Below are 24,534 nucleotides of genomic sequence, written 5' to 3' on the forward strand. Positions count from 1 at the left end.
CGAGGATCCAGATCCCCTCTCGCTCCCGGACCTCGAGCGCGCACGCCCTTTTCACACGCCGTCCCGGAGCGCTCAAGATTTCGACAGATCCGCGCGCAGGCGCATCATGAAGCATTCCCTCGAGACGATCCAAATTTCCACACGACAACGCGCACACGTACGATTTCAGCGCGCCCGCGGCGATGCGCTCATGCGAGGGTGCCCGCGGCGCTCCCCCCTGGCTCGGCGCGCTCCGGCGCGGCAGCCTGCGCCGGAGCCGCCTGCTCGGCCGCGCGCGCGGCCTCGTCTTCCTGGGCGAGGAGCGCGTCCGTCACGGCGAGCGCCGCGTCCCGCTGCGCGATGAGGGCGGCGCAGCGCGCGCGCGCCGCGGCGAGCAGGCCGAGCCCCACGGCGACCCAGGCGGCGGCCGCCGCGTGCCCGGCGACCACGACGGGCCCCGGATCGCCCTGCGCGGCCTTGGAGAGCATCACGAAGGCGTAGAACGGCGAGGGGGCCGCGACGAGGAGGGCGCTCTCGCTGGTGCTGAACTCCGTGACGAGGCCGGCGATGGCGGCGACGATCCACGGGCCGACCGCGATCGAGAAGAGGAGCGTCAGCAGCAGCACCCGCGCCACCATCGGCGCGGCGATCCGCGCGCGGAGAAAGGCGCCGAGCCCGACCAGGAACACATAGAAGGCGAGCGCGTAGACGGCGAAGTACTGGAGCTGCCGCGTCTGGCTCTCCGGCGTGCCGACGGATGCGTCGAGGAGCAGCTGGTGGCCGACCGCCCAGAGCGCGACGACGGCGGGGACGCCGGCCGCGAGCAGGAGGTACGCCGCGCGGGCCACGCCGGGGCCGAAGAAGCGACGCAGCCGGCCGGCGCGGCTCCTGGCCCAGTGCACCTCGACGCGGCGCGACGGGCCGACCGGATCGCCGGCGAAGAGGAACACGCAGAAGGTCAGGTACGAGAGCGTCGCGCACAGGCCCGCGAGGATCGCGGCCAGGCGCTCGGGCGGGTCCACCGAGAACGCCGGCACCACCGCGGCGGCGGCGACCACCGGCGTGCAGACCGCGAACCACGTCTTCAGGCCGGAGGAGCGATCGTCGCTCTCGCTCGTGAGGTTCGCGACGGTCACCTGGTAGAGGAACCACGCGGGGACGACGACCGCCGCGATCGGCAGGAGGACCAGGAAGAGCGCGTAATCGACGCCGAGCGGGACGCGCTGGTAGGCGACCGGGAGCCAGATGGGCGGGCCCTCGGGCACCTCCGGCCAGGCGAGGTGGGCCGCGTACGAGAGACCCGTGCCCCCCGCCATGAACAGGCAGATCGACAGGGGGAACGCGAGCAGCAGCGTGACGAGGATCGCCGTGCGGAGGCTCGCCATCTTCGAGCTGATCGCGAGGCCGAAGGCGACGCTGAGCAGCGCGATCAGGAAGAGGAACAGGAAGGCGATCACCACCTCCATCGCGGTGATCCCGCCGAACAGGAACGGCAGCGCCCCGACCGGCGCGAGCATGGCCACGTACATCGAGATCGCCGTGTAGGCGGCGAGGAACTTGCCGCGCGCGATCTCGCCGGGCGGGATGCCCGTCAGGAGCACCGCCTCCCAGGTGCGGCCCTCGCGCTCCGACGCGATGCTGTTCGCGGCGACCGCCGGCCCGACCAGCGCCACCACGAAGTACGCGAGCGAGAAGAAGACCTGGAACAGGATCACGCCCGCCTTCGCGGGCGCGATGTCCCTCGACACCATGCCGCCGATCGACGCCACGAGCAGCGTCATCAGCACGGCGAGCACGAGGAGGATGATCGGCGTGCGGGCGAGCCGCGCGGCCTGCTTGAGCTCGCGGATCCAGATCGGGTTCGGCTCGCCGAGGAGGCGGGCCACGCGGTGGCGCGCCCGATCGACGAGCCGCTGCGACGACGGGCCGGCGGGCGGCGATGAGCCAGTCTGCGCGCTCACTGCACCTCTCCTTGCGTGACCTCGAGGAAGATCCGCTCGAGCTCGTTGCGCTCCGGCTCGACCCCGATCACGCCGATCCCGCTCCGCACGAGGTGCTGCACGATCTCGGCGATCTTCACGTCGTTGCCCACGTAGCCGACGTGCACGGCGCCCGCGACGATCTCGATGTCGGCGATCCCGGGGCCGCCCCGGAGCAGGTAGGCCGCGGCCTCGGGATCTCCGAGGACCCGCACCTTGACCTTGCGCCGGGAGAGCGGCGACAGCCCCGGGTAGGCCGCCGGCTGCCCCGGCCCCGCGGCGTGGGGCGGGTGCGGGCCGTACGCACCTTCGGCCTGCTGAGGACCGACGGCGGCCGGATCCCCGGGCGCCCCGGGCCCGTGCGCGGCCGCGTGGCCCGCCTCGGCCGGGTGCGCGCCCGGCGCGGCGGCGTGGCGCGGCGGCGCGTGCCCGTGGGCCTGCGCGGCGCGCAGCGCCTCGAGCCGCGCCGCGATCTCGCCGATCGGCCCGGCGACGACGAGGCGGCCCTTCTCGAGGATGCCGATCGACGTGCACACGTCGGAGAGCTCCGTGAGGATGTGCGAGGAGAGGAAGATCGTCTTCCCCAGGCTGCGGAGCTCGAGCAAGAGGTCGCGGATCTCGATGCGCGCGCGCGGATCGAGATCGCTCGCCGGCTCGTCCAGGATGAGGACCTTGGGATCGTGCAGCAGGATCCTCCCGAGCTGGAGGCGCTGCTTCATGCCCTTCGACATCGTGGCCACGATTCGGTCCTGGATCTTGCCGAGGTCGGTCAGCTCCAGGACCGCGTCGACCACGTCGAGCGACGGCACGCGGAACGCGTCCGCGAAGAACTCGAGGTACTCGCGCACCGTGATCCGGTCGTAGACGCCCGCGTGATCCGGCATGTAGCCGATGCTGCGGCGGACCGCCGCCGGGTCGATCGTGACGTCGACCCCGTCGATCTCGACCCGCCCCGCCATCGGCTCGAGCAAGGTCGCCATGACCCGGATCGTCGTCGTCTTGCCCGCGCCGTTCGGACCGATGAAGCCGAAGATCTCGCCGGGGCCGACGTCGAAGGTCACGTCCCGGAGCACGTCGAGCGCGCCGAAGCGGTGCGAGAGGTGGCGGACGCGGATCGTCGGCGCAGGCCGCTCGATCCGCGCCGCGGGGGGCGGGGCGCCGCCGGACGCGGCGCTCACGGCCGACCTCCGTAGCCGACGATCCGCACGAGCACGCGGTCGCTCTCGATCCGCAGCCCGGAGTCGACCGCGCGCCCCTCGCCGCCGTCGAGCTGCCCGAGCAGGACGGGCACGCCCGCCGGGAACCAGTCGACCGCGTCGCCGGCCGCCTCCTCGATCGCGAGCCACGCGGCGCCGAGCCCCGGCGCGTCGGGCTCGAGCAGGGGGACCAGCAGGCTCCCGCCGAGGTCGTGGATGTCGATGCCGCCGACCCGCCGGCCGAAGCCCACGTGCGAGAGCCAGCCCTGCGCCTCGGCCCGCGCCGCGAGATCGACCCCCGCGCGCGACGAGACCTTCTCCCCGTCACGGACGCGGGCGAAGTAGCGGGCCGCGCCCTCCGGCAGCCACAGGACGCCGCCCCGGAGATCGCGGCCGCTCCGGTTGCTCACGACCACGTCGCCGCTCGGCTCGGCGACGATCGCGATGCCGTCCCCGAGCGGCGCGACGCCGTCCTCGCGCACGACCACCGTCTGCCACGGGAGCGCGGCGACCTTCGTCAGCCGGGCCCCGTCGCGATCGACGAGGAGCCGGTCGCGCCGCTCCGAGAGCTCGGCGAGCACCGCCGTGCTGATGACGCTGCTCGCGTCGGTCGTGCGGACGGTGAGCTCCTCCGCGCTGGCGACGAAGAAGCCCCGGAACCGGCGCACCGCCCCCTTCGCCATGCCGGCGCCGGCCTCGATCAGCGTGAGGTGCCGCGCCCTGCCGCGCACGCCCTTCGCGAGCAGGCCGACGCCGACGATCGCCGCGAACGTCACCGCCGCGTACACGGGCAGGTGACGGAGCGCGCGGAGCGGCCGCCCCTGCCGCGCGGCGCGCGAGAAGTTGATCGGGCCGGCGAGCACCGCGTAGATGCAGAGCAAGAGCGCCGAGACCCCGATCGCCCAGCGCGCGCTCTCGTTCGGATCGAGCTCGCGCCGCACCGGATCCAGCTCGAGGCCCATCGCCTCCTCGCCCGGGCGGAACGCGACCGTGGAGCGGCGGTCGTGGGCGCGGCGCGCGAGATCGGCCATCCGGATCTTCACCCACGGGTCGCCGGCCGCGGGCCTCTGCGTCGGGTCGAACGCGAGCAGGTGCACCTCGCCGAGGCCGTAGAACGCCGAGCTGCCATACGGGCTCGGCCGCAGGTTCCCGCCCGACCAGCCGGCGAGCGCCTCGGCCACCTCGGGGCTCGCGCTCGGCGCGGGCAGGAGCACGTTGCCCTGCTTGCCGAAGCCGCTGGGCGCGCCGGGCGGCACGATCTCCTCGAGGGTGGGCGGCGCGACGCCCGCCCTCGAGACCTCGCCGCCCACGAGCGCCGCGAGCGTCGGGTGCCGCAGCGCCTCGGGGCGCCCGATCGACAGCGCCAGCGTGCCGCCGGAGAGCACGTAGCCGGCGAGCGCGTCGAGCTCGGCGCCGTTCAACATCGAGAGCGTGTCGCCGCGCATCAGCACCGCGTCCGCCGCGCTGTACAGGGCCGCCCGATCGGGCAGCAGCGGATCGCCCGTCGCGCCGTCGTAGCGCGGCTGCCCGACCCACAGGACCGCGGCCGGCGACGACCCGGGCCCGCGGCCGGTCGGCGTGTACAGCGGCGCGACCGGCGCCTCGTGCAGGCCCGCGCGGAGGAGCGACGTCTCGCTGACGTCGAAGAGCACCACCGCGCGCTGCGAGGTCGACGAGAGCGCGTGCGAGGACACCGTCGCGCCGCCCTCGTCGAGCGCGCGCACCTGCACGTCGCCGAAGGGCGCCACCTGCACGGGCACGCGCACGTTGACCGACTCGCCCGCCCCGACGGTGTACGGCGCCGACGCGACGAAGACGCGCTGCTCGGAGTAGCGCTTCGACTCGACCTCGACCGCGCCCCGCGCCGCCTTGCCGCCGCGGTTCTGGATGCGGACGACGACCTGGTTCCACCCCCAGGGGATCGCGCCGCTCGTCCCGAACACCGGCGCCGCGTCCACGACGAGCTCCGGCGAGGCCAACGCGGGCGGCGCCTGCCCGGACGCAGGCCCCGCGGCGAGGAGCGCCGCGAGCCACGCCGCGCCGGCCGCGCCTTTCGCGCCCCTCGGCGTCGCGATCCGGAGCGCCGGCTCCCGCGCCTCGTCGCCGCGCCTCATCGCCGGATCGCCTGGGCCACGGGCTCGGGCCGCGGCTCGACCGCGGCGAGGAGCGCGGCGATCACCTGATCCGTCGTGATCCCCTCCGCCTCGCCCTCGAAGGACCGGATCATGCGGTGGCGGAGCACCGGCTTCGCCACCCGCTGCACGTCGGCGAAGGCGACGTGCGCCCTGCCCTGGAGCAGCGCCACCGCCTTCGCGGCCAGCACGAGCGACTGCGCGCCGCGCACGCCGGCGCCGAACCGGAGCGCCCTCCGCACGATCTCGGGCGCCCCCTCGGCGGCCGGATCGCTCGCCCGCGTCAGCCGCGACGCGTACCGCATCACGGGCTCGGCGACCGCGACGTCGCGGCAGAGCGAGCGCAGCGAGAGCACGTCGTCTCGGGTGAGCACCCGCGGCGGCGGGCCGCGGTCGTGGCCCGTGGTCCGGGCGAGGATCTCGGTCAGCTCGTCCTCCGTCGGGCTCGGCACGAGCACCTTGAGCAGGAACCGATCGAGCTGCGCCTCCGGCAGCGGGTACGTGCCCTCCATCTCGATCGGGTTCTCGGTGGCGAGCACGAAGAACGGCTCCTCCATCGCGTGCCGCGCGCCCGCGATGGTGCACGCGTGCTCCTGCATCGCCTCGAGCAGCGCGCTCTGCGTCTTCGGCGTCGCGCGGTTGATCTCGTCGGCCAGGATCACCTGCCCGAAGATCGGCCCCTTGTGCAGCGCGAAGTGGCGCGAGCCGCCTTCCGCCGTGACGAGCACGTTCGTCCCGATCACGTCGCTCGGCATGAGATCCGGGGTGAACTGGATGCGGGAGAACCTGAGATCGAGGCAGCTGGCGATGGTCCTGACGAGGAGCGTCTTGCCCAGCCCGGGCGCCCCTTCCAAGAGGACGTGCCCTCCCGCGATGATCCCCCAGAGCGTCTGCTCGATGACGTCGCCCTGGCCGACGACGGCCTGCCCGATCGCCTCGCGCAGCCGCGCGCTCGTCTGCTGCGCGAGCTCGAGCCTCGCCTCGAAGGAGGCAGGGGCCGATCCCTCTGCTCCGTCAATACCTGCGCCTGATTCCGCCGCCATCCGGTCGCCCTCGGGGCACGACCATAGCCGGCCGCGCGCCGGGCGTCGATCGGCGCCGCAGCGCGCCGCCGCGCCGCCGCGCCGCCGAGAAGACTCGACGTCTCGTGTCGGACCGAGATCGACGGGGCCGCGCCGGAGCGCCGAGCGCCCCTCCGGAGGCGCTGCGGACGCACGTAATGCACGGAAACGACAGGTCGATCGCCTCGGCGAGGGGCGCCGCCATGCTATCTTTCTCGGATGAACATGCTTATCCGGACCTGTCGCCGTGCAGTTGCCTCGCTCTGTCTCTCCGCGCGCGCCGGCGCGGCGCTCACCGCGGCTCTTTCGCTCGGCGCGAGCGCCTGCGCCACGATAGCCGGCGAGCATGAGGCGGAAACGAAGTTCCTCGTCAAGCCGACCTCGCAGTCGACCTTCTCCGGATGGAGCGAGGTCTCCATCTCGCAGGACCCGAATTCCGTCGACGGCGCCGAGCTCATGTTCATCCGGCTCGAGGCGCGCGACAACAACGTGCCCGACCTGACGTTCATCAAGAGCATCACGGCCCAGGCCGTCGTCGACGGCGAGTCGACCTTGATCGCCAAGAAGGCGCCGATGCCCGCCGGCGAGCGCATCGTCCCGCTGGATCGCAAGTATCATGGCGACATCCGGAAATTCTTCTATCCGGACGAGGAGAACGGCGGTTACACGGTGCACGTCGACTGGTTCGGTGAGGTCGATCTCACGAAGAAGATCCCGCCCGAGGGCGTCTGGATGAAGGTCATCGTCGCCGTCCGCGTCGAGTGATCGCGCCGCCGCGCCTCCCTCCTTCTCCATGCTCCGCGGCGCCTCCCCGGCGCCCCTTCGTTCGTCCTCCGAACGTCCCCTGAACCATCCAAGCTTCCGTCTCCTCGCTCGGTCGAACGTGCGAACCGCGAGCGCACCGCGCGCGAGGAGCGACGCCGGAGGGGTGGACTCCATCCGCCGGCGGCGCGCTCTCCATCGCGCGCCATGCGCCGCACCCCGGCGCGGGCAAGGAGGTCGATCCGTCATGGCCGAGATCCAGGAGAGCTCTGTTCTTTTCTCGCTCAAGCAGCTCATGAGCCTCGAGAAGCAGCGGGTGCGCGAGGAGGAGGAGGCCGCGCGCCGGCGCGCGCTCGCGGCGCAGGAGGCCCGGCGCGCGCTCGAGCAGCGCGCCCTGGCGGAGCAGGAGGCGCGCCTCCGCGCCGAGGAGGAGCGGGCCCGCCGCGAGGAGGAGCTCGCCCGCGAGGAGGCGGCGCGGCTCGAGGGGATCCGGGCGGCGGCCGTCGAGAAGGCCCGCGTCGAGGCCGAGCAGCGCGCCCGCGTCGAGGCCCTCGAGAAGCAGCGAGACCACGAGCGCAGGCTCGCGGCCCTCGCGGGCGACGCCCAGAAGCGGCGCCTCGTGCGGCTCATCGCGGGGGGGAGCGCGCTCTTCGTCGCCGCGCTCGCCGCGACGCTCGGCGCCTACTTCGGCAAGATCAAGCCGGAGGCCGAGCAGACGCTCGCCGAGCAGACGGCCGCGCGCGCCGCGTACGAGCAGCGGCTCGCGGCGCTCCAGAGCGACCTCGCCGCGAGCGAGCGGCAGATCGGCGAGCTCACGCTCGCGTACCAGACGGTGCGGAGCGAGGCGGAGAAGGCGGAGCTCGAGCGCAAGCTCCTCGCGGCGAAGCGCGACCGGGACGCGCTCCAGGGCAAGGTCGCGCGGCCCCAGCCGCAGCCGGCGCCCAGGAAGGCGGAGTGCGTCTGCAGGGAAGGCGACCCGATGTGCGGCTGCCTCCCCTAGCCCTTCGGCCGGGGCGCGGCCCCCCGGGCGCAGCCGACGAGCTCCTTGAAGAGCGGCGAGGTGACGTACCGCTCGCCGCCGTCGGGCAGGATCACCACGATCTTCTTGCCCTGCATCTCGTCGCGCGCCGCGATCGAGAGCGCCGCCGCCATCGCCGCGCCGCCGGAGATGCCGACGAGGATCCCCTCGGTCTTGGCGAGCCGGCGGGCGGCGTCGAAGGACTCGTCCTCGGTCACGGGCACCACCTCGTCGATGAGCTCGCGCCGGAGGATCTTCGGGACGAAGCCCGCGCCGATGCCCTGGATGAGGTGCGCCCCCACGCGGCCGCCGCTCAGCACGGCGGCGTTCTTCGGCTCGACCGCGATCATCTTCACGCCCGGCTTCTTCTCCTTGAGCACCTCGCCCACGCCGGTGATCGTCCCGCCGGTCCCCACTCCGGCGACCACGACGTCGACCGCCCCGTCCGTGTCCTCCCAGATCTCGCGCGCGGTCGTCATCCGGTGCGCGGCGGGGTTCGCCGGGTTCTCGAACTGCTGGAGCATCACCGCGCCCGGCGTCTCCTCCACGATCTGGCGCGCCCGCGCGACGGCCTGCACCATCAAGGACCCGGGCGTGAGCAGCACCTCGACCCCGAACGCCCGGAGCAGCGCGACCCGCTCCGGGCTCATCGACTCGGGCATCGTGAGGATCAACCGGTAGCCCTTCGCCGCGGCGAGCATCGCCAGCGCGAGGCCCGTGTTGCCGCTCGTCGGCTCGACGAGGACGCTCCCGTGCGTCAGCTTGCCCCGCCGCTCGGCGTCCTCGATCATCGCGAGGCCGATGCGATCCTTGACGCTGCCGCCGGGGTTCCGGCTCTCGACCTTGCCGATCAGCTCGGCACGCAGCCCCTTGCCCGCAGAGCTCAGGCGAACGAGGGGGGTGCGCCCGATCGTCGCCGCGATGTTGTCGAAGATTGAACCCACGTGCCGCCTCCGTGTTGACTGACCCCCGGGCCAGACGGAAGCGCCGGCCAGGTGGCTAGATGGAGTAATCTTGCACGAAGATCTTGGCGTCTCGGAGATTTACAAGCACCCGGTCCCCCTCGGACAGGGCGAGCTCGGCGACGCGGTCCTTGGTCAGCTCGACGGAGAGCGGCTGGCCGTCGGAGAGGCGGAGCTCCGCCTTGACCATCCATCCGACCCGCGACAGCCGCTCGACGCGCGCCACGCTGGCGTCGTCGGCGCTGGGTGAGCTCGACGAGTCGATCCGGGTGTGGACCTCGATGTCGTGCGGCCGCACGAAAGCGCGCACGCTCGCGCCGTCGCCCGTCCCGGGGGGAGCGTGCACCGCGAGGGTCCCGAGCGCGGCCTGGCCGTCGCGGACCTCCCCCTTGAGCACGTTGATCGACCCGACGAAGCTCGCCACGAACTCGGTCGCCGGCCGGTCGTAGATCTCCTCGGGCGTGCCGATCTGCTCGACCCGCCCCTTGTGCAGCACGATGACCCGGTCGGCGAGGTCCATCGCCTCTTCCTGGTCGTGGGTCACGAAGACGCTCGTGATCCCGCGCTCCTTGTGGAGCCTGCGGATCCACTCGCGCAGCTCGAGGCGCACCTTGGCGTCGAGCGCCCCGAACGGCTCGTCGAGCAGGAGCAGCGACGACCCCGGGGCGAGCGCGCGCGCCAGCGCGACCCGCTGCCGCTGGCCGCCGGACAGCTCGTGCGGGAACCGGCTCCCGAGCCCCTCGAGCTGCACGAGGCCGAGGAGCTCGTCGACCGTGGCCTCGATCTCCTTCCGGGGCCGCTTCCGGATCGTGAGGCCGAAGGCGATGTTGTCGCGCACGGTCATGTGCCGGAACAGGGCGTAGCTCTGGAACACGAAGCCGATGTTCCGGTCCTGCACCCGGGTGTGCGTCGCGTTCTTCCCGTTCAGGATCACCTCGCCGGAGTCGGGGCTCTCGAGCCCGGCGATGATGCGCAGGACGGTGCTCTTGCCCCCTCCGCTCGGCCCCAGCAGCGCGACAAGGGCGCCGCTCTCGATCTCGAACGAGACGTCGTCGACGACCTTGTTCGGACCGAACCGCTTCGTGAGCTGCTCGACAACGATTCCCATAAGCGACAGCTAACCCTCTGCCCGCCCCGCGCGCGCCTCGGACAGAAAAAACCAGGGCGCCCGAGCGCGGCCCAGCGTCGCCCGCCGGACGGGGAGGCGCAACCGGATTCAGAAGATACATCGGAAAGGTGGGTATTTTTGCAAAAAGCCCGTGGCGCGATCCGGCCTCTGGGGCTCGCCGGGCGGCGGGCGCGCGGGTGGCTGCCGGCGGGTGCCGGTCCAAGGGACGGGCCGAAGTGCTAGCATCCGCCGCGCCGCGACGCGGCAGGACCGGGACGGAGGCCGCGGGGCGGCAGGACGGCGAGGACGGCGGGCCGCGCGGCGCGGCGGGACCAGGACGGGAGACGGATGCGTTGTCTGGTGACTGGGGTGGCCGGATTCATCGGCGCCCACCTGGCGGAGCGGTTGATCGAGCTCGGGCATGAGGTGCTCGGGGTGGACCGCTTCACCGACTATTACGGCCGCGAGATCAAGGAAGGGAACCTGGCCCGGCTGCTCGGTGAACCGCGCTTCTCCCTGTCGACGGCCGATCTCGCGACCGCCGACCTGCGCGCGCTGCTCTCGACGTGCGAGGTGGTCTTCCACCAGGCGGCGCAGGCCGGCGTGCGCCCGAGCTGGGGGCAGAGCTTCGAGGGCTACCTGCGCGACAACGTGCTGGCGACGCAGCGGCTGCTGGAGGCGGCGAGGGCGCACGGCCAGGTGCGCAAGCTCGTCTACGCCTCGTCGTCCTCCGTGTACGGCGACGCGGACGACGTTCCCATGCACGAGTCCCGCCGCACCGCGCCGCATTCGCCCTACGGGGTGACGAAGCTCGCCGCCGAGAACCTCTGCGAGCTGTACCGGCGCAACTTCGGCCTGCCCACGGTCTCGCTCCGGTACTTCACGGTGTACGGCCCCGGGCAGCGGCCCGACATGGCGTTCCACCGGTTCATCGCCGCCGTGCTGAAGGGCGAGACGGTCCGCGTGCACGGCGACGGCGAGCAGACGCGCGATTTCACGTACGTGAGCGACGTCGTGCAGGCCAACGTCGAGGCGATGGAGGGCGGCGCGGTCGGCGTGTTCAACATCGGCGGCGGCTCGCGGGTGAGCCTGAACGAGGCGCTCCGGCTGCTCGGGGAGCTCGCCGGGCCGGTGCGCGTGGAGCGGGGCGAGCCGCAGGCCGGCGACGTCCGGCACACCTGGGCCGACACGGCGGCGGCGCGGGCGGCGCTCCGCTATGTGCCCCGGGTGCCCCTGCGCGAGGGGCTCGCCGCCCAGGTGGCGTGGCAGTCGAGGCGGCTCGGGCCCGACCGGTAGCGCGGCGGGGCCCCGCGTTACCGGGGGCCGGGGGGGTGCCCGCGGCCCGAGGGCCCCGCGTCTCTGCGCCGTTCAGGAGCCGGGCGCTCCTCCGCGGGGGACGACGTCGACGCCGCCGGGGGCGAGGTCGACGCCGCCGGGCACGAGGTCGACGACGCGCGCCGCCGGCGCGCGCGCGGCCAGGATCTCGCCCGCGAGGTCGATCCACTGCGCGCAGCGATCGAGGACGACGCTGTCGGACGAGATCACGCCCGCCGCCCCGACGAGCAGGCGGTCGGGATCGGGGACGAGCGTCGCCTCGAGCGCGAAGGGGGCGCCGGCGAGGCGCTCGAGGATCCGCGCGCGCAGCTTGCCCGAGCTGGGGACGGCGGCGTCGAGGAGGAAGCGCGCGCGCGCCGCGCCGGCGCCGGACAGCGCGGCGCCGAGGCGATCGATGGCCGCGTCGGTCTGCGCGATCGGCGCGTAGCTGCCGCGGAGGCCCGCGAGGTCGCGGAGCGCCCCCTCCGGGCCGCGCAGGAGCAGGCCGCCCGAGAGGGCCACCTCCAGGGTGATGATCAGGTTGAAGCCGTCGATGCTCGCCTCCGCGCCCCGGAGCGACGACGCGGGCGCGCGGCGCGCGAGGCGCGAGGCGCGTTGCGCGTCCGAGCAGGCGGACCGCTGCAGCGCGAGGCGCTGGCGGGCGGCGAGCTGGTGGTGGTCGCCGACGGTCCGGATCGCGGTGCGCGGCGGATAGCCGCGGCCGAGGAGCCACGTCACCTCCTCGAACGCGGCGCGCAGCTTCGCGACGGCCTCGGGGCCGAAGAGCCGCGGGTCGTCGGGGTGGCCGCCGCGCGGCGCCGGCTCGCCGGCCGGTGGGTCGTGTCGTTCGTCCGCCATTCGTTTCACCGCCACGTGCCTTGGATGCTCGGTTGGGATGCCCAGCAAGCCCGGATCCAGCACGCCGCGATCGCTCGCCCCGGCAGCGCTTCCCGTTCCTCCACGCACGATACGCGCGAGCGCTCCTGGCTCCCCTTCCGGCGCACCGGTCGCTTCCCATGGACGGAACCGCGCGCTTCCGCGACGATCCTGCTATCCTCCGCCGCCGTGATCGTGGACCAGCCCCCCACACCTGCCCCTACAGAGGTCCCGGAGGACCGCGTCACGTTCGGGCTCTCCGCCTTCGACCCTCGCCCGAGCCTGATGGCGCCCTCGGTTGCGCCGGCCACCTCGGCGGCGCCGCACGTCTCGGTGGTCGTCCCGGGGCTGAACGAGGCGGAGAGCCTGGCCGAGCTCGCGCAGCGCATCGACCAGGCGCTGCGGGGGCGCTTCACCTATGAGCTCATCTTCGTGGACGACGGCAGCACGGACGACACCTGGGCCGTCATCTCCAGGATCCGCGCGGAGAACCCGGTGGTGAAGGGCATCCGGCTGCGGAAGAACTTCGGCAAGGCGACGGCGCTGACGGCCGGCTTCCGCAAGGCGAAGGGCGCGGTCGTCGTCACGATGGACGCCGATCTCCAGGACGACCCGGCCGATCTGCCGAGCTTCATCGCCAAGGTCGAGGAGGGGCTCGACGTCGTGGTCGGCTGGAAGGTCAACCGGCTCGACCCCAAGAACCGCCTCGTCCTGTCCCGCATCTTCAACGGGACGGTCCGCTCGGTCACGGGCGTGAAGCTCCACGACATGAACTGCGGCTTCAAGGCGTACCGGAGCGAGGTGCTCCGCACCATCCCGATCTACGGCGATCTCTTCCGGTTCATCCCGGCGCTCGCCGCGTGGCAGGGCTTCCGGGTCGCGGAGATCCCGGTGCGCCATCACGCCCGCAAGTACGGCAGCTCCCGCTACGGCCTGGAGCGCATCCTGCGCGGCTTCTTCGACCTGCTCAGCGTCATGTTCCTGACCCGCTACTCGAAGAAGCCGATGCACCTCTTCGGCCTCATCGGCCTCGTGTTCGCGGCGGTCGGGGTGACGATCAACGCCTATCTCACGCTCCTCTGGTTCCTCGGTCACAAGATCGGCGATCGCCCGCTGCTCCTGCTCGGCGTGCTGATGATCCTCCTCGGCATCCAGTTCTTCTCGATGGGCTTCATCGGCGAGTTCCTCACCTTCCAGATGCAGCAGCGGCACCAGGCCGAGGAGCTGCCGGTCCGCGAGGAGATCGAGTGATCTCCGCCCCGCGCGCCGCTCGGTCCGGGCGCCCCGCGCCCGGGGCCCTCGCTCCTCTCCGGCTCTCCCGCCTCGCGGCCCCGCGCTGAGCGCGCCGCGGGCCTCGTCTCCATGCGCCGCACCGTCCTGCGCGCCCTCGTTCGCCTGATCGGGCCGCTGCTGCTCGTCCTCGTGGTCGCGCGCATGGACGACCGGGACGCGGTGCTCGGCGCCGTGGCCTCGGCCTCGGCCGCCCCGCTCGCTCTCGCGGCGGCGCTCAACGTCCTCAACATCCACCTCAAGGTGGTCCGCTGGGACGCGCTGCTCCGCGCCCGTGACATCGTCTACCCCCTTCGCCGGGCGTGGAGCGCGTACCTCACGTCGCTCTACGTCGGCATGTTGACCCCGGGGCGGGTCGGCGACGTCCTCCGGATCCGCTACCTGCGTCACGACCTGGGTGTCCCTTATGCGGAGGGCCTGGCCACGGTCGTGATGGATCGGCTGTGCGATCTCTACGTGCTCGCCGCGTTCGTGGCGGTCGGCGTCGCCCGCTACAGCGCGGTCATCGCCGGCCAGCTGGCCTGGCTGACGTGGGGCGGCATCGCGCTCACGGTCCTCGCCCCGCTGGTGCTGCTCATCCCTGGCCTCGCCGAGCGCATCCTCCTCGCCTTCTCGCGCAAGATCGCGAAGGACCCCGGAGACTCCGCCGAGCCTGGGGCGGCGAGCCGGTTCCTCGTGGCGCTTCGGGCCCACGTCGGGCGCGGGCTCCTCTTCACGCTTCCGGTCACGGTGGCGACGTTCGTCGTCAACTTCGTGCAGGGCTATCTGATCGCGCGCGCCCTCGGGATCTCGCTCTCGCTCTTCGACGTCACCTGCCTGCTCGCGATCGCGAACCTCCTCGGCCTCTTGCCGATCTCGATCGCCGGCGTCGGGGTTCGAGAGCTCTTCTTTTCCCTGGTGTTCCCCTCCCTCGGCTTCACCGCCGAGCACGGCGTGAGCTTCGGCCTCCTCGTCTTCGCGGTCATCTACCTCAACGTCGTCGCCCTGGGCTTCGTGAGCTGGCAGCTGGCGCCCCCGCCCACCGCCCCCGCTCCGCAGACCCCGGCTCCGCCGTGACGGCCGAGCCTCGAGCCACGCAATACCGCGTCACCCTGGACTAGAGAGAGAACCGCGTCGTGAGCGTGAGCGGCTCCCAGTCGAACGACGGCACCCGCGAGGCCGCCGCGCGGAAGGCGTCGACCACGCACTCGCCGACCTCGGTGCCGGCGTAGGGCGGCCCGTCCAGCTCCACCTGGGCGTCGCCGCCCGGCGCGAAGGTCACGGTCACGCTCCCCTCGCCGCTCGGGCCGTCCGGCTGCCAGCAGCGCTGCGCGCGCACCCGGCCGTGCTCGAGCGCGGCGCCCGCGGCCCTGCCCACGCGCAGCCGCGCGGCGTCGACCCGGCTCGACCAGGCGTCGTGCCCGTCGTGCGACCGCGGCAGCACCTCGGCCGACGCGGGGTACGAGGCGCCGCGCTGCGGGCAGTGCACAGGCCGCACCATCGCGTAGCCGGTCGCGGTGGCGAAGCCGCACACCGCGAGCGCCACCAGGAGGGCGCGCTGCCCGCCGGCCCGGCCGTGAGGGCCGTCGAGCGGGCCGTCGTCGCCCGAGCCGCCGCGCAGCCGCTCGACCTCGGCGCGGACCTCCGCGAGCTCCGCGTCCCGTGCGGCGAGCGCCGCCTCCCGCTCCTTCAGCTTGGCCTCGAGGGTTTCGATGCGCGCGCGAGCCGCATCGAGATGATCCCGGTAGTGCGACATGGGCCCATTCTACCGCGGGCCGCGCGCGGCGCCTGCCCTTCCCACGCCCCCGCGCGATTCCTGCCGTTCCTTGACAGCGGGGGGTAGGGTCAAGTAGCCGAGGACCCGCCTCCTCCATGCTAGAGCCCCATCGCACCAGGCTGAGCAGCGCGCTCGCGAAGCTCGACGGCACCCTCGAGCGGCTCGCGCGCGCCGCCGTGACCCTGGCGCCGTGGCCGATCCTCTTCGGCATGAGCATCGCCGTGTCGGCGTGGGTCTTCACCCACCCGAGCCGCGTCGCCCTGCTCTCGACGAACAAGCTGACCGAGCTGGAGCGCCGCTGGATGGCCGGCGGCGCCGTCGCCGCCATCGTGGGGGTCGGCCTCGCCTACTTCTTCGTGATGCTGGCGAGGCGCGTCTTGACCCGCTCGTGGGACGTCGTGGGCACGGTGGGCCGCCTCAACCGCGCCCTCGCCCCCCTGCTCGCGCTCCCCTTCGTCGCCGCGCTCAAGCTGCCGAACATCGAGAAGGACAGCCCGAAGACCGCGATCTTCTACGCCGTCCTCGCCGCCGCGACGGTGGGCGCCGGCGTCTACGCCTGGGGCCGCAGCGCGCGGCTCTCGCCCGCCCTCGACGACGCGCCCGCAAGCGGCAACCCGCCCGCAAGCGGCAACCCGCCCGCAAGCGGCGGCCCGCTCGCCAGCGCCGGCCGGTGGCTCGCGCCGCTCGCCGTCCTCGCCCTGTGGGCAGGCTACGCCCTCTTCTTCTCCCGGCTCGCGATCACCAACCACCACGCGCTGCACACGCGGACGCCGGACCTCGGGTACTACGACAACATCTTCTATCAGTCGATCCACGGGCGGCCGCTCGGCTGCTCCTGGCTCCGCGCCGGCTACCACGGCTCCGCGCACTTCGATCCCATCCTCGTCCTGCTCTCGCCGCTCTACCTCATCTACCCGCGGGCGGAGCTCCTCCTCGTGCTCCAGTCCGTGTGGCTCGGCGCCGGCGTGATCCCGGTGTACCTGCTCGCGCTCGACAAGCTCGAGCACCGCGGCAAGGCGGTCCTGCTCGCCGCCGTGTGGGCCCTCTACCCGGCCCTGCACGGCGCGAACATGTACGAGTTCCACTCGCTCGCGCTGATCTCGCCGCTCGTCGTCTGGCTCCTCTACTTCTACGAGACCGGCAGGGACCGGTGGTACTGGGTCACCCTCGCCGCGCTGCTGCTCTGCCGCGAGGACGTCTCGCTCCTGATGTGCTTCATCGGGCTCTACGCCATCTTCGACCGGCGCGCGGGCCGGACGCGCCTCGGCTGGGTGACCATCGCGACGAGCCTCGTCTACTTCGTCATCGTGAAGCTGTTCTTCATGACGTCGGCCGGCATCATCATGTCGGGCAAGGACGCGTACTCGTTCGCGTACTACTACGAGGAGCTCATGCCGAACCGGAGCGGGCTCGGCGGCCTCGTCGTCTCCCTCCTCACGAACCCCGTCTTCGCCCTCAAGGTCATGCTCGAGGAGCCGAAGATCCTCTTCCTGCTCCAGCTCTTCGTCCCCCTCTGCTTCCTGCCCTTCCTCGCCAAGCCCGGGCGGTGGATGCTCGCCTACGGGCTCCTGTTCTGCCTGCTCGCCTCGCGCGACGCGGTCTTCTCGATCCACTTCCAGTACTCGTCGATCCTCTTCCCCATCGCCTTCGCGCTGACGCCGATCGCGCTCAGGCGGGCCGAGGACTCGGCGCCGGCGGCGTACTTCGGGCTCGACGGGCGGCGGCTCTCGCGCGCGCTGCTCGCGGCGACCCTCGTGGCGAGCGCGCTCGTGTCGTGGAAGTTCGGCGGCCTCGTCGAGAATGCCTCGTTCAGGGGAGGCTTCCACCGCGTGGCGCGCACGCTGACGCCCGAGCAGGAGGCGACTTACGCGTGGGTCAGGCAGCAGGTCGAGTCGATCCCGCCCGGGGCGATCGTCGGCGCGACGAGCAAGATGGGGCCGCACGTGTCCAACCGGAAGGAAGCCTATTTCTACCCGGGCGACCGCGCCGCCATCGTCCAGTACGTGTTCCTCGACGAGGGGGAGCTCAAGGGCAAGGACCTGGAGCGCCACAACGCGGCCGTGAAGCGCGGCGAGCTCACGGAGCTCGGCCGGCTGAAGAAGATGGCGCTCTTCAAGCGGGTGAAGCCGGCGGCGAAGCAGCCGCCGAAAGCTCCGGCCGAGCGCGACGAGCCCCCTACCGAAGGCCCGGCTCCGGAGCTACGAAAGCAGGACAGAAAAGACGGCGGCGCGCCGCCCGAGCCCACCAGCACCGCGGAGCAAGATGAAGACCCTCCTCCTGGCCCATGACTTCGACGAGACCTCGGAGCGCGCGCTCGACACGGCGATCGAGCTCGCCCGCAAGCTCCCCGCGAAGGTCGTCGTTTCACACGTGTACAGCGTGCCCGTCTACACCTTCCCGGAGGGCTCGTCGTTGATCCCTTCGGCCGAGGACGCGGCGCGCCTCGCCGAGGCGGCCCAGCGGAGCCTCGATCAGGTGCTCGAGCGCCGGCGCGCCGTGACCGACGTCGAGATCTCGGGCACGCTGCGCGCCGGCGTCCCCGACGAGGAGATCTGCCGGCTCGCGGACGAGATCGGCGCCGACATGATCGTGATCGGGACGCACACGCGCGGAGCGGTCGCGCGGGCGCTGCTCGGCAGCGTGGCCCAGCGGGTGGTGCGCACGGCGAAGGTCCCTGTGCTGACGATCCGCGGCCCGCAACCCGCTGCCTGAAGCGGCCCGGTCCCCCCGCCAGCACCCCGCCGGCGGGTCGGGGAGCTTCCAGATCGGGTATTAGAAATTTCCCGACGTCCTGCCAAATGCATCCGGCCGCGGCTCCGAAACCTCGTTGAAACATCGGGCACGTTACGCCCCAGTCATGAAGATCGACACTGGGGATACGGCCTGGCTCCTCGCATCGACAGCCCTCGTCCTTTTCATGACGCCGGGCCTCGCCCTGTTCTACGGCGGCATGGTGCGCCGCAAGAACGTGCTCGCGACGCTCATGCACTCGTTCGCGGCGCTCGCGGTGATCTCCGTGCAGTGGGTGGCGATCGGGTACTCGCTCGCGTTCGGCACGTCGCAGGGCGGGCTCATCGGCGGGCTCGATTATGTCGGCATGCGGGGGCTCGCGGGCGTGGAGCGGGGCACCGTGCCGCACCTCGCCTTCGCGGCGTTCCAGATGATGTTCGCGGTGATCACGCCCGCGCTCATCGCGGGGGCGTTCGCCGAGCGCATGCGGTTCCCGGCGTATCTGGTCTTCATCCTGCTCTGGTCCACGCTCGTCTATGATCCCGTCGCCCACTGGGTGTGGGCGGAGAAGGGGTGGCTCTACGAGATGGGGGCGCTCGACTTCGCGGGCGGCACCGTCGTCCACCTCGCCGCGGGCATCTCGGCGCTGATCTGCGCGATCGTGCTGGGCAGGCGCTCGGGGTACCCGCATGAGCGGCACGTGCCGCACAACCTGACGATGACCCTGACGGGCACGGGCATCCTCTGGTTCGGCTGGTTCGGCTTCAACGCCGGCAGCGCGCTCACCTCGGGCGGGCTCGCGGCGCTGGCGCTGCTCGACACGCACGTCGCGGCGGCGGCGGGCGGCGCGGCGTGGCTCTTCGTCGAGTGGGCGCAGCGGGGCAAGCCGACCGCGCTCGGCGTCGCGTCCGGCATCGTGGCCGGGCTCGTCGGCATCACGCCGGCGGCCGGGTTCGTCGCGCCCTGGGCCGCGGCCGTGATCGGCCTGCTCGCGGGCGCGGTCTGCTACGTGGCGGTCGTCTCGAAGGAGCGCCTCCGCTACGACGACTCGCTCGACGCGTTCGGCGTCCACGGCGTGGGCGGCCTCCTCGGCGCCATCCTGACCGGCGTGTTCGCGGAGAAGGCCCTGAACGAGGGCGGCCGCGACGGCGTGATCGCCGGCAACCCCGGTCAGCTGGTCCCGCAGCTCGCCGGCATCGTGGCCGTCGGGCTGTACGCGGCGCTCGTGACCTTCCTGCTCCTCAAGCTCGTCGACAAGCTGATCGGCCTGCGCGTGGCCGAGAGCGACGAGCGCGAGGGCCTCGACGCCACCGAGCACGGCGAGACCGGCTACGCGCTGTAGCGACACAGGCTATCCCCCCCAGCCCCCAGCGTCGTCTCGGGCCTCGGCCGGGCTCGCTCTCCTGGTAAGGAGGGGGTGGGGCGCCGTCGTAGTTGCCTCCACCCGGGCGCACCGCTAGAGCGACAGACGGTTCGAACCGCCGGGGCGCCAGGGATGCCATGAGAGGTCGACGCTCTCTCGGCGCCTCCAGCGCCCCGACGGCTTCTCCCCCCGGACCGATCGGTGCTCCAGCTTGCGCCGAACCTTTCCCCTGGGCGCACGCCGAGCGAGCGCCCCGTCATCACGGAGCAGACAGGCATGAGCGGCCATTCCAAGTGGGCCACCATCAAGCGGAAGAAGGGCGCCCTCGACGCGAAGCGCGGCAAGCTCTTCACCAAGCTCATCAAGGAGATCACCGTCGCCTCGCGCATGGGCGGCGGAGACCCGAACGGCAACCCGCGCCTCCGGAAGGCGATCAACGACGCCAAGGGCCAGGCGATGCCCGCCGACACGATCAAGCGCGCCATCCAGCGCGGCACCGGCGAGATCGAGGGCGCGAACTACGAGGAGATCCTCTACGAAGGCACCGGCCCCGGCGGGACCCTGTTCCTCTGCGAGGCGATGACCGACAACCGGAACCGCACCGTCGCCGAGATCCGGAAGATCTTCGAGAAGAACAACGGGCAGCTCGGCGCCGGCGGCTCCGCGCAGTGGGCCTTCGATCGCAAGGGGATCATCCTCATCGCGAAGGACGCGGCGACGGAAGACCAGCTCATGGACACCGCCGTGGGCGCGGGCGCCGACGACTACAGCGACCAGGGCGAGGAGTGGCAGGTGCTCTCCAGCGTCGAGGCGATGGACGCCGTCGTGAAGGCCCTCGAGGACGCGAAGATCGCGGTGAAGTCGAGCACCGCGGGCTACGTCCCCAAGACCAAGAAAGAGGTCGCCGGCCGCGACGCCGAGGTCTGTCTCAACCTCGTCGACTCGCTCGACGACCACGACGACGTGCAGAACGTCTACGCCGACTTCGACGTCCCCGAAGAGGAGCTCGCGAAGCTCGAGGGGTGACGCCCCGCCCGACGAGGGCGCCCGCACGTCACGGGCGCCAGATCGGGAAGCTCACGATCGCCCACGAGAAGAACGCGTGGGCGAAGAGCGCCGGCGGCAGGCGGCCGGTGCGGTGCACCACGCGGCCCCACACGATCGAGCAGCCGAAGCCCGCCGCGACGAGCAGCGGGTTCGGCCCGGCGAGCGGATCGCCGAGCAAGAAGAGCGTGGGGAGGTGCGCGGCGGCGAAGAGCGCGCTCGACAGCAGCCAGGCGGTCACCTGGCCGAACGGCCCCTCGAGCGCCCGCATGACGAGCCCACGCCAGACGAGCTCCTCGAGCGCGGCCACGACGAAGACGATCGCGCCGGTGAACACGCGCGCGTCGGCCAGGGGGTCGCCGAGGTGGAGGTACAGGCGGAGCAGCCACGCCTCGCGCGGCGAGCCCCGCGGGGCGAGCGCCAGCTGCACCGCCATGGCCATGCCGTAGAGCACCGCCGCGACGAGCGCGCCGCGCGCGAGATCGCCCGACAGCGGGCGGAGCGCGGCGCGCAGCTCGCCGCGCCGGCGGAGCCACAGCACGGTGACCGCCGCGAGGACGGCGTAGAGCGCGCCGAGCGGCGCGAGCATGCCGGGCGCGCCCGCGCGATCGGGGTGGAACGCGTACGCGACCGCGAGCGCGACGCCGGCGGTGACGGACGCGGCGATGAGCGCGGCCTCGCGGCGCGAGGCCCGCGGCGGCTGGCGCGGGTCGGTGGCCGGCGGGTCGATCGGGGTCATCGCGCGCACAGCTGCACGACCCGGTCGAGGATGCGGTCGGCGAGCACGGGCTTGGGCAACACGCCGAGCGCGTCGGCGGCGTCGCGGGTCACGAGCGTGGCGCGGTTGTCGTCCCGGCCGAACGAGTCCGCGGCGTGGTTGGCGACGATCATGTCGACGCGCTTGCTCGCGAGCTTGCGCCGGGCATAGGCGACCACGCCGTCGTCCGAGGCGGTCTCGACGGCGAACCCGACGAGCGCCGGCGGTCGCGCGCCGCCCTCGCGCGCGGAGGCGTCGAGGCCGGCGCGCGCGAGGCCGATCTCGGCGAGCAGGTCGGGGTTCGGGACGAGCGGGAGCGAGGCGAGATCCGGCGTCCGCTTCAGCTTTGTCGCGTGCTGCTCGGCCGGGCGGTAGTCGGACACCGCGGCCGTCATGATCAGCGCGTCGGCGCCGCGGAGGTCCTCGCCGAGCGCCTGCCAGAGCGCGGCGCGCATCTCGAGCGCGCCGCGCACGTCGACGCGCCGCGCTCCGGGCGGCGTGGCGAGCGACACGGGACCGGCGATGAGCGTGACCTGCGCGCCGCGGAGCGCCGCCCGCTCGGCCACGGCGAAGCCCATCTTGCCGGTCGACCGGTTGCCGAGGAAGCGCACGGGATCGAGGTCCTCGAGCGTGGGCCCCGCGGTGACGACGAGGCGGAGCCCCGCGAGATCGCGCGGGCCGAGCCGCGAGAGCGCCGCGGCCGCGATCGCCGCGGGCTCGGCCATGCGACCGAGGCCGCGTTCGCCCGAGGCGACCTCGCCGAACACCGGGCCGACGAGCTCCACGCGCCCGTCGGCCTCGAGCGTGGCGACGTTCCGCGCGGTCGCGGGGTGCGCCCACATGCGGGGGTGCATCGCCGGCGCGGCGAGCACCGGGCCCTTCGCGCACAGGGCGAGCGCCGTCACGAGGTCGTCGGCGCGGCCGGCTGCGAGGCGGGCGAGCACGTCGGCGGTCGCGGGCACGAGGAGCACGAGGTCCGCCTCGGCGGCGAGCGCGACGTGCAGCTCGCCCGCGAACCCCGGGTCCCACATCGTGTCGCGCACCGGCGCGCCGCAGAGCCCGCTCAGCGTCATCGGGCCGAGGAACTGCTGCGCCGCGCGGGTCATGATCGGGAGCACGCGCGCGCCGCCCTGAATCAGGAGCCGCGCGACCTCGGCGGCCTTGTACGCGGCGATGCTGCCGGAGACCGCGAGCGCGACGGTCGGTCGCCCGCCGGCGGCGGTGTGGCCGGCGGCCGGCGGAGCGGGGGCGTCGGGGGGAGGCGCAGGAGAGGACGGCGTTCGGCCGGACATGACGCAGGTGCAGCGTGGGGGAGCCGCTTCGCGGTCCCCGGCCAACATCGGTCGGGAGCCGCTGCGCGGTCCCTTGTGAACATCGATCGGCGGCCGCCTCGCGGTCCACCTCCGCCCACCGTGGCACGAAAACCGGCAGCCGTACACGCTGCGCCGCGGGCGGATGCTACCCTCGCCGGGTGCGCTCCTTCGATCGGTCGCGGGGCCGCGCCCGGGCGGGCTCCGAGCAGCTCGTCACGGTGGCGACGTACAGCGAGTCCGTCGAGGCGCAGATGGGGCGCTCGGCCCTGTCCGCTCACGGCATCCGCGCCTTCATCGCCGATGAGCACGTGGCGACGCTGACACCTCATTATATCGGCAGGTCCCTCGGGATCCGGCTCCAGGTGCCGCGCGCGGATCTGGAGCGGGCGACCGAGATCCTGAAGCCGCCGCCCGTCGACGACGATCGCGAGCTCGACGAGGACGACGAAGCGGCCGAGCTCGATGGCCCGAAGTGCCCGGCGTGCGGCGCGCGCTACGCTTACCGCGAGTGGGCCCCGGGTCAGATCCTCGCCATCCTCTTGCTGCTCGGGTTGCCGCTCCTCGTCCTGAAGAAGCGGTGGCACTGCCGCAAGTGCGATGCCTACTGGCCCCCGGGAGCGAACGCGCCGAGGCGCGGGAATCCCTACCGCGCGCCGCGCGGAGCGGCGCTGCGTCCGAAGGGCCAGTGAGCCACCGGCGGCCGCGGCGCGCCCGGCGCCGCGCCGGAGCCGCCGTGACGTGGCGGGGAGAAATCCCAGGCGGGATTTCTGGCGCGCGGCAGTAGCATCCCCCACCGGGAGCTCGTCATGCTCCCTCAGAGGAACACGACAACGATGGCAAGCACCGTCCTCACCGGCATCAAGCCCACCGGAACGCCGCACCTCGGCAACTTCGTGGGGGCGATCAAGCCGGCGCTCGCGCTCGCGGGGACCGCGTCGACCGCGCTCTACTTCGTCGCGGACTACCACGCGCTCAACAGCATCCACGACGCGCAGAAGCTCCGCGGCCTGGTCCACGAGGTCGCCGCGACCTGGCTCGCGCTCGGCCTCGACCCCGAGAAGGTCATCTTTTACCGGCAATCCGAGGTCCCGGAGATCCTCGAGCTCACCTGGATCCTGTCGTGCTTCACCGCGAAGGGGCTCATGAACCGCGCGCACGCCTACAAGGCCGCTGTCGCCAAGAACATGGAGTCCCGGGCGTCGAGCGCCGCGACCGCGGAGGACATGGACGACCTCGACGCCGGGATCAACATGGGCCTCTACAACTATCCGGTGCTGATGGCGGCCGACATCCTCCTGTTCAAGACGAATGTCGTGCCCGTGGGCAAGGACCAGGTCCAGCACATCGAGATCGCCCGCGACATCGCGCAGCGGTTCAACGCGATCTACGGCCCGGTCCTGGTCCTGCCCGAGGCGCGCATCGACGCCCACACCGCCGTGATCCCGGGCCTCGACGGCCGCAAGATGAGCAAGAGCTACGACAACACCATCCCGCTCTTCTTGCCGCCGGAGAAGCTGCGCAAGACGATCTTCAAGTACAAGACGGACTCGTCGCCCCCGAGCGAGCCGAAGGATCCGGACACCTCGCCGCTGTTCCACCTCTACCGGGAGTTCGCGACGCCCGAGGAGACGGAGGCGCTCCGCGGCCGCTACCGGAGCGGCATCGGCTGGGGCGAGGCGAAAGAGGCCGTGTTCGAGGTGCTGAACCGCGCGCTGGAGGAGCCGCGCCGGCGCTACGCCGAGCTCATGGCCGACACGGCGCGCGTCGACGCGCTGCTCGCGCAGGGCGCGGCGCGCGCGCGGCAGATCGCGAGCGCGACGATCCAGGAGACACGCAAGGCGGTCGGCATCCGCTGAAGGCCGCCGCCGGCGCAGGCGGACGTGCGCTGACGCCG

21 protein-coding genes are annotated in these 24,534 nt (G+C 72.8%); 11 read left to right on the forward strand and 10 right to left on the reverse strand.

The window, feature by feature from the left end:
* Positions 1-188: 188 nt before the first annotated feature.
* Genes WMF20_RS41420 through WMF20_RS41435 form a run of 4 tightly spaced genes read right to left on the reverse strand, consistent with a single transcriptional unit; the run spans position 189 to position 6,329 of the window.
* Positions 189-1,940 carry an ABC transporter permease gene (locus WMF20_RS41420; RefSeq protein WP_437607199.1) on the reverse strand — a complete coding sequence of 584 codons (1,752 nt, stop codon included), beginning with the start codon at positions 1,938-1,940 and terminating at the stop codon, positions 189-191.
* The gene (locus tag WMF20_RS41425) at positions 1,937-3,136 is read right to left on the reverse strand and encodes an ABC transporter ATP-binding protein (protein ID WP_437607200.1); all 1,200 of its coding nucleotides are present in this window, start codon (positions 3,134-3,136) and stop codon (positions 1,937-1,939) included. Before WMF20_RS41425 ends, WMF20_RS41420 begins: the two co-directional genes overlap by 4 nt.
* The gene (locus WMF20_RS41430) at positions 3,133-5,268 is read right to left on the reverse strand and encodes a hypothetical protein (RefSeq protein ID WP_437607201.1); all 2,136 of its coding nucleotides are present in this window, start codon (positions 5,266-5,268) and stop codon (positions 3,133-3,135) included. The genes WMF20_RS41425 and WMF20_RS41430 overlap by 4 nt, the downstream gene beginning before the upstream one ends.
* Positions 5,265-6,329, reverse strand: a complete 1,065-nt coding sequence (locus WMF20_RS41435) for an AAA family ATPase (RefSeq protein ID WP_129579426.1) — start codon at positions 6,327-6,329, stop codon at positions 5,265-5,267. Before WMF20_RS41435 ends, WMF20_RS41430 begins: the two co-directional genes overlap by 4 nt.
* A gap of 237 nt (positions 6,330-6,566) precedes the next feature.
* Here WMF20_RS41435 and WMF20_RS41440 point away from each other — a divergent pair, with 237 nt between their 5' ends.
* Together WMF20_RS41440 and WMF20_RS41445 are read left to right on the forward strand one after the other, a co-directional pair.
* Entirely contained in the window at positions 6,567-7,112 is a 546-nt protein-coding gene (locus WMF20_RS41440; protein ID WP_129579427.1) for a hypothetical protein, read from the forward strand.
* 244 nt (positions 7,113-7,356) lie between these two features.
* Positions 7,357-8,109: a hypothetical protein gene (locus WMF20_RS41445; protein ID WP_437607202.1), complete on the forward strand. Its 753-nt coding sequence runs from the start codon at positions 7,357-7,359 to the stop codon at positions 8,107-8,109.
* On the opposite strand, the gene cysK is transcribed toward WMF20_RS41445, so the two are convergent.
* Together cysK and WMF20_RS41455 are read right to left on the reverse strand one after the other, a co-directional pair.
* Positions 8,106-9,071 (reverse strand): cysteine synthase A, encoded by a 966-nt coding sequence (gene cysK, locus WMF20_RS41450; RefSeq protein ID WP_129579429.1) that lies wholly within the window; start codon positions 9,069-9,071, stop codon positions 8,106-8,108. The two genes, WMF20_RS41445 and cysK, sit on opposite strands and share 4 nt — an antisense overlap.
* Positions 9,072-9,126: 55 nt before the next feature.
* On the reverse strand, positions 9,127-10,197 hold the full coding sequence (locus tag WMF20_RS41455; RefSeq protein ID WP_129579430.1) for a sulfate/molybdate ABC transporter ATP-binding protein: 1,071 nt from the start codon (positions 10,195-10,197) through the stop codon (positions 9,127-9,129).
* 348 nt (positions 10,198-10,545) lie between these two features.
* On the opposite strand from WMF20_RS41455, the gene WMF20_RS41460 reads away from it, so the two are divergent.
* The gene (locus tag WMF20_RS41460) at positions 10,546-11,493 is read left to right on the forward strand and encodes an NAD-dependent epimerase/dehydratase family protein (RefSeq protein WP_437607203.1); all 948 of its coding nucleotides are present in this window, start codon (positions 10,546-10,548) and stop codon (positions 11,491-11,493) included.
* Between the two features lie 72 nt (positions 11,494-11,565).
* Here WMF20_RS41460 and WMF20_RS41465 read toward each other — a convergent pair whose 3' ends face one another.
* Positions 11,566-12,369, reverse strand: a complete 804-nt coding sequence (locus tag WMF20_RS41465; protein ID WP_437607204.1) for a DUF434 domain-containing protein — start codon at positions 12,367-12,369, stop codon at positions 11,566-11,568.
* 207 nt (positions 12,370-12,576) lie between these two features.
* On the opposite strand from WMF20_RS41465, the gene WMF20_RS41470 reads away from it, so the two are divergent.
* Positions 12,577-13,638, forward strand: coding sequence for a glycosyltransferase family 2 protein (locus tag WMF20_RS41470; RefSeq protein ID WP_237244585.1), 1,062 nt, complete (start codon positions 12,577-12,579; stop codon positions 13,636-13,638).
* Positions 13,639-13,749: 111 nt separating this feature from the next.
* On the forward strand, positions 13,750-14,733 hold the full coding sequence (locus WMF20_RS41475; protein WP_437607205.1) for a lysylphosphatidylglycerol synthase transmembrane domain-containing protein: 984 nt from the start codon (positions 13,750-13,752) through the stop codon (positions 14,731-14,733).
* A 40-nt stretch (positions 14,734-14,773) separates the two neighbouring features.
* Here WMF20_RS41475 and WMF20_RS41480 read toward each other — a convergent pair whose 3' ends face one another.
* Entirely contained in the window at positions 14,774-15,412 is a 639-nt protein-coding gene (locus tag WMF20_RS41480; protein ID WP_437607206.1) for a hypothetical protein, read from the reverse strand.
* A 116-nt stretch (positions 15,413-15,528) separates the two neighbouring features.
* On the opposite strand from WMF20_RS41480, the gene WMF20_RS41485 reads away from it, so the two are divergent.
* From WMF20_RS41485 to WMF20_RS41500, 4 genes are all read left to right on the forward strand, one after another.
* On the forward strand, positions 15,529-17,721 hold the full coding sequence (locus WMF20_RS41485; RefSeq protein WP_437607207.1) for a DUF2079 domain-containing protein: 2,193 nt from the start codon (positions 15,529-15,531) through the stop codon (positions 17,719-17,721).
* A complete protein-coding gene (locus tag WMF20_RS41490) occupies positions 17,696-18,145 on the forward strand; it encodes a universal stress protein (RefSeq protein ID WP_437607208.1) in 450 nt (149 codons plus the stop codon). The genes WMF20_RS41485 and WMF20_RS41490 overlap by 26 nt, the downstream gene beginning before the upstream one ends.
* Before the next feature lie 145 nt (positions 18,146-18,290).
* Entirely contained in the window at positions 18,291-19,505 is a 1,215-nt protein-coding gene (locus tag WMF20_RS41495; protein WP_129579449.1) for an ammonium transporter, read from the forward strand.
* A gap of 297 nt (positions 19,506-19,802) precedes the next feature.
* Positions 19,803-20,552, forward strand: coding sequence for a YebC/PmpR family DNA-binding transcriptional regulator (locus tag WMF20_RS41500; protein ID WP_437607209.1), 750 nt, complete (start codon positions 19,803-19,805; stop codon positions 20,550-20,552).
* A 28-nt stretch (positions 20,553-20,580) separates the two neighbouring features.
* Here WMF20_RS41500 and WMF20_RS41505 read toward each other — a convergent pair whose 3' ends face one another.
* Together WMF20_RS41505 and coaBC are read right to left on the reverse strand one after the other, a co-directional pair.
* The gene (locus WMF20_RS41505) at positions 20,581-21,309 is read right to left on the reverse strand and encodes a CPBP family intramembrane glutamic endopeptidase (RefSeq protein WP_437607210.1); all 729 of its coding nucleotides are present in this window, start codon (positions 21,307-21,309) and stop codon (positions 20,581-20,583) included.
* Positions 21,306-22,619, reverse strand: coding sequence for a bifunctional phosphopantothenoylcysteine decarboxylase/phosphopantothenate--cysteine ligase CoaBC (gene coaBC, locus WMF20_RS41510; protein ID WP_437607211.1), 1,314 nt, complete (start codon positions 22,617-22,619; stop codon positions 21,306-21,308). Before coaBC ends, WMF20_RS41505 begins: the two co-directional genes overlap by 4 nt.
* Before the next feature lie 179 nt (positions 22,620-22,798).
* Here coaBC and WMF20_RS41515 point away from each other — a divergent pair, with 179 nt between their 5' ends.
* Both WMF20_RS41515 and WMF20_RS41520 read left to right on the forward strand, forming a co-directional pair.
* Positions 22,799-23,329 (forward strand): putative signal transducing protein, encoded by a 531-nt coding sequence (locus tag WMF20_RS41515; RefSeq protein WP_437607212.1) that lies wholly within the window; start codon positions 22,799-22,801, stop codon positions 23,327-23,329.
* Positions 23,330-23,473: 144 nt separating this feature from the next.
* Positions 23,474-24,496, forward strand: a complete 1,023-nt coding sequence (locus WMF20_RS41520; RefSeq protein WP_129579454.1) for a tryptophan--tRNA ligase — start codon at positions 23,474-23,476, stop codon at positions 24,494-24,496.
* The last annotated feature ends 38 nt before the right edge of the window (positions 24,497-24,534 follow it).

It is taken from the genome of Sorangium sp. So ce834 (assembly GCF_051521425.1).
In the GTDB taxonomy this organism is placed as follows: domain Bacteria; phylum Myxococcota_A; class Polyangia; order Polyangiales; family Polyangiaceae; genus Sorangium; species Sorangium cellulosum_D.

Coding starts and splice junctions, on each gene's coding strand:
- WMF20_RS41430 (WP_437607201.1), bottom strand. CDS start 5,268: ATGAGGCGCGGCGACGAGGCGCGGGAGCCGGCGCTCCGGATCGCGACG.
- WMF20_RS41435 (WP_129579426.1), bottom strand. CDS start 6,329: ATGGCGGCGGAATCAGGCGCAGGTATTGACGGAGCAGAGGGATCGGCC.
- WMF20_RS41440 (WP_129579427.1), top strand. CDS start 6,567: ATGAACATGCTTATCCGGACCTGTCGCCGTGCAGTTGCCTCGCTCTGT.
- WMF20_RS41445 (WP_437607202.1), top strand. CDS start 7,357: ATGGCCGAGATCCAGGAGAGCTCTGTTCTTTTCTCGCTCAAGCAGCTC.
- WMF20_RS41455 (WP_129579430.1), bottom strand. CDS start 10,197: ATGGGAATCGTTGTCGAGCAGCTCACGAAGCGGTTCGGTCCGAACAAG.
- WMF20_RS41460 (WP_437607203.1), top strand. CDS start 10,546: ATGCGTTGTCTGGTGACTGGGGTGGCCGGATTCATCGGCGCCCACCTG.
- WMF20_RS41465 (WP_437607204.1), bottom strand. CDS start 12,369: ATGGCGGACGAACGACACGACCCACCGGCCGGCGAGCCGGCGCCGCGC.
- WMF20_RS41475 (WP_437607205.1), top strand. CDS start 13,750: ATGCGCCGCACCGTCCTGCGCGCCCTCGTTCGCCTGATCGGGCCGCTG.
- WMF20_RS41480 (WP_437607206.1), bottom strand. CDS start 15,412: ATGTCGCACTACCGGGATCATCTCGATGCGGCTCGCGCGCGCATCGAA.
- WMF20_RS41485 (WP_437607207.1), top strand. CDS start 15,529: ATGCTAGAGCCCCATCGCACCAGGCTGAGCAGCGCGCTCGCGAAGCTC.
- WMF20_RS41490 (WP_437607208.1), top strand. CDS start 17,696: ATGAAGACCCTCCTCCTGGCCCATGACTTCGACGAGACCTCGGAGCGC.
- WMF20_RS41495 (WP_129579449.1), top strand. CDS start 18,291: ATGAAGATCGACACTGGGGATACGGCCTGGCTCCTCGCATCGACAGCC.
- WMF20_RS41500 (WP_437607209.1), top strand. CDS start 19,803: ATGAGCGGCCATTCCAAGTGGGCCACCATCAAGCGGAAGAAGGGCGCC.
- WMF20_RS41505 (WP_437607210.1), bottom strand. CDS start 21,309: ATGACCCCGATCGACCCGCCGGCCACCGACCCGCGCCAGCCGCCGCGG.
- coaBC (WP_437607211.1), bottom strand. CDS start 22,619: ATGTCCGGCCGAACGCCGTCCTCTCCTGCGCCTCCCCCCGACGCCCCC.
- WMF20_RS41520 (WP_129579454.1), top strand. CDS start 23,474: ATGGCAAGCACCGTCCTCACCGGCATCAAGCCCACCGGAACGCCGCAC.